General features: G+C 66.0%; 4 protein-coding genes and 1 pseudogene. 1 reads left to right on the top strand and 4 read right to left on the bottom strand.

What is annotated here, in order from left to right; all coding sequences use genetic code 11:
* Positions 1-81 (top strand): annotated as a pseudogene (locus FFS27_RS30850) (pyridoxine 5'-phosphate synthase); the annotation flags it as partial.
* Between the two features lie 90 nt (positions 82-171).
* Here the strand turns inward: FFS27_RS30850 and cmoB are convergent.
* From cmoB to FFS27_RS30830, 4 genes are all read right to left on the bottom strand, one after another.
* Positions 172-1,140, bottom strand: coding sequence for a tRNA 5-methoxyuridine(34)/uridine 5-oxyacetic acid(34) synthase CmoB (cmoB, locus tag FFS27_RS30845; RefSeq protein ID WP_023101499.1), 969 nt, complete (start codon positions 1,138-1,140; stop codon positions 172-174).
* Positions 1,137-1,877, bottom strand: a complete 741-nt coding sequence (gene cmoA / locus FFS27_RS30840; RefSeq protein ID WP_003123029.1) for a carboxy-S-adenosyl-L-methionine synthase CmoA — start codon at positions 1,875-1,877, stop codon at positions 1,137-1,139. The genes cmoB and cmoA overlap by 4 nt, the downstream gene beginning before the upstream one ends.
* A gap of 104 nt (positions 1,878-1,981) precedes the next feature.
* Positions 1,982-2,554: a hypothetical protein gene (locus FFS27_RS30835; RefSeq protein WP_137952455.1), complete on the bottom strand. Its 573-nt coding sequence runs from the start codon at positions 2,552-2,554 to the stop codon at positions 1,982-1,984.
* A gap of 131 nt (positions 2,555-2,685) precedes the next feature.
* Positions 2,686-3,226 (bottom strand): substrate-binding periplasmic protein (locus tag FFS27_RS30830; RefSeq protein ID WP_137952454.1); only part of this gene is annotated, 541 nt, incomplete at its 5' end.

The raw sequence follows: 3,226 nt of genomic DNA, 5'->3' as shown, positions 1-3,226 counted from the left end.
GCCCACGCCCTGTTCGTCGGCTTCAGGCAGGCGGTGGCTGAGATGAAAGCGCTGATGCTGGCCGCGGCGACCAAGCGCTGAGGCAATCGCGCCCCGCTTGCCGTCGACCTGTGGGGCGGATGAAAGCATGAAAAAAAGCCCATCCGAGGATGGGCTTTTCCCTATCCGCTGTCAGGGCTTGCGCGCCACCAGCGTGGCGCGCATCGGTGCCGGCAGGCCTTCGACGGTTCGCGAACGGTCCTGCGGATCGAGGAATTCCGGCAGCGACTGGAAACGCATCCATTCGGTGGAGCGTTGTTCCTCGACGCTGGTCAGGCTGACGTCGACGCAGCGCGCGTCGGCGAACCCGGCGCGGCGCAGCCAGAGCTCCAGGGCTGCCACCGAGGGCAGGAACCAGACGTTGCGCATCTGCGCGTAGCGGTCCTCGGGCACCAGCACGGTGCTGGCGTCGCCTTCCACCACCAGGGTCTCCAGGACCAGTTCGCCGCCGCGCTTCAGGCAGTCCTTGAGCGCCAGCAGGTGGTCGATGGGCGAGCGACGGTGATAGAGCACGCCCATGGAGAATACCGTGTCGAAGCCTTCGAGCTTCTCCGGCAGGTCTTCCAGGGCCAGCGGCAGGTGCCAGGCCGGCAGCTCCGGCAGGTAGCGCTTGGCGGCGAGGAACTGGCAGAGGAACAGCCAGTTCGGATCGACCCCGACCACGCTTTCCGCGCCGGCGCCGAGCATGCGCCACTGGTAGTAGCCGTTGCCGCAGCCGACGTCGAGGACGCGTTTGCCACGCAGTTCGACATGTGGCGAGACACGCTCCCATTTCCAGTCGGAACGCCATTCGGTATCGACCTGTACGCCGAAGAAGTCGAACGGCCCCTTGCGCCAGGGAATCAGCCCTTGCAGCGCTTCCTTCACCTGCGCTTGCAGCACCGCATCGTGGTCGCTGTGCAGGGCGAAGCGCTGGGCCAGTTCGACCTTCGGCGCGGGCACCTGGGGCAGGCGCTGGACCGCGCTCCACCAACGGGCCAGGTCGCCGTGGCCTTCCTCGATGCGCGCGGCGATCTGCGCGGGCAGGCTGGTCGCCCAGCCGTACAGCGGCGAGCCGGCGAGGTGTCGCTGGAGGGCGTCGAGGGCGAGGTGCTGGATCATGGCAGGGCGATCATCGAGGCGAAGTTGAGACACTGGAACCATTGGCTGACCCGGCTGAAGCCGGCGGCCAGGAGCCGTTCACGGTGTTCCTCGAAGGTGTCGGGGAGCATGACGTTTTCCAGCGCGCTGCGCTTCTGCGCGATCTCCAGCTCGCTGTAGCCGTTGGCACGCTTGAAGGCGATGTGCAGGTCGGTGAGCAGCGCGTGCTCCTGCGCATCGGCGAAGCGCAGTTTCTCCGAGAGGATCAGCGCGCCGCCGGGCAGCAGTGCCTGGCGGATCCTGCGCAGCAGGCCGAGGCGCTGGTCGGGGGCGACGAACTGCAGGGTGAAGTTCATCGCCACCAGCGAGGTGGGTTGCAGGTCCAGGGCGAGAATGTCGGCCTCGATCAGCTCGACCGGCAGCAGCTCCTGGTACATGGCGTCCTGGGCATGCAGGTATTCACTGCAGCGCTCGATCATCGCGTGCGAGTTGTCCACACCGATCACCCGGCAGCCGTCGTTGCGGACGTGGCGGCGCAGCGACTGGGTGACCGCGCCGAGCGAGCAGCCGAGGTCGTAGAGCACGCTGTTCGGCTGGGCGAACTGCGCGCCGAGTACGCCGATGTTCTCGACGATGGTGGGGTAGCCCGGCACGGAGCGCTTGATCATGTCGGGGAACACGCGTACCACGTCTTCGTTGAACACGAAGTCGGCGACACGTTGCTGGGGTTGGGCGAACAGGCGATCGGACTCGCTCACGCGGGTGACCTCGGGCATCACGGCTTTTCAGGGGGCCGAATTGTAGCCGAGGGACGAGCGTCGCCCAACTGCGCGGCGACGATTCACCCATGCGCGCAGGCGAATCACCTGAGCTTGTCGGAGAAGTACTCTCCCGCGCCCTGCAGCGGACCCAGCGGGTTCTTCTTGTCTTCCAGGCGATGGATGTTCGGTTCGCCGTTGCTGACCTTGTGCACCAGCACGTCGTTGACGAAGACGAACACTGCCTTGAACGACCAGCCCTGCAACTCCCGTTTCTTGCGGAAGTTGAACACGTCCGCCCAGAAGCTGCCGACCCGCTGGGTGTCGGTCTTGCTGAAATCGAAGGCGTAGCCGATGCAGCGGTCCTTCGCTTCCAGGCATTGCACCAGGCCGCCCGGCAGGTAATCGATGGGGATGTTCGGCTGGATGAACATGAGCCGCACGTCGATGAACGACAGCATGCGGCCGTTGCCCTGGGTCAATGGAGCGAAACCCAACCCGAACAGCTGCGAACGGGTCGTGCTGCCGGGTTGCGCCTGGGAATAGCGCAGTTCGGCATCGAGGTAGTCGACGAAGGGGGATTGGACTTCCGCTCGTTCGCTGGGCAGCAGGCTGCCGCAGGAGGAAACGAAGACAGTGGATGCCCAGAGCAGTGAGTAACGAAGTGCGGTGCCCATGACGCGCCTCCTTTCGGTGCCGTCGTAGATTGAGTAATAGACGACGCCAAAAAGGCCTGCCGGAATTTATTCAATCGGCTGAAAGCAGCGTGGTTGCTGGTCTGGCGGCGGATTTCCGGCGGCCCGGAAAGTCATTCGAAAGAAAGCCTATAGCGCTCGCCGAGGACCTTCAGGGTGCCTTCGCGACGCAGTTGGCGCAGCCCTTCGTCGAGTTCCGCGAGACGCGCGTCGACCTCCGGCAGGTGCGGACTGAGGCCGACGTGCAGCGGCTGCCGCCCGGGCAGTTCGCCAGCGCGGCGGACCTGTCCGGCGAGCTGCGGATGATGCTCCAGGTAGTGCTCGATGATGTCGCGGTCTTCCAATAGCACGTCGATGCGGCCGAGCAGCAGTTTCTGCAGGTTACGCGGCAGCACGCGCTCGCCGCCGAGGACCTGCAGGTGCAGGTCGTCGTCGCCGGCCTGGCTGCGCCAGGCTTCGAAGCGCGGATTGTTCACGTAGCCCTGGGCGAGGCCCAGGCGCTGGCCGAGCAGGGATGCATCGCCGGAGTAGCGCCAGTCGCTGTCGTGGCGGGTGTAGAAGGCCAGCCCGACCCAGCCGATGGGCTCGCTGCCGACCCGCAGGCCGTCGAGTCCATAGGCGCCGACCAGGCCGTCGCGATGGCCGTCGCGGACC

Origin of the sequence: Pseudomonas sp. 2VD, from assembly GCF_005503585.1 — a bacterium.
In the GTDB taxonomy this organism is placed as follows: Bacteria; Pseudomonadota; Gammaproteobacteria; order Pseudomonadales; family Pseudomonadaceae; genus Pseudomonas; species Pseudomonas aeruginosa.
Note: the sequence above shows the minus strand (reverse complement) of the source record. Positions and strands in the feature narration are given on the sequence as shown.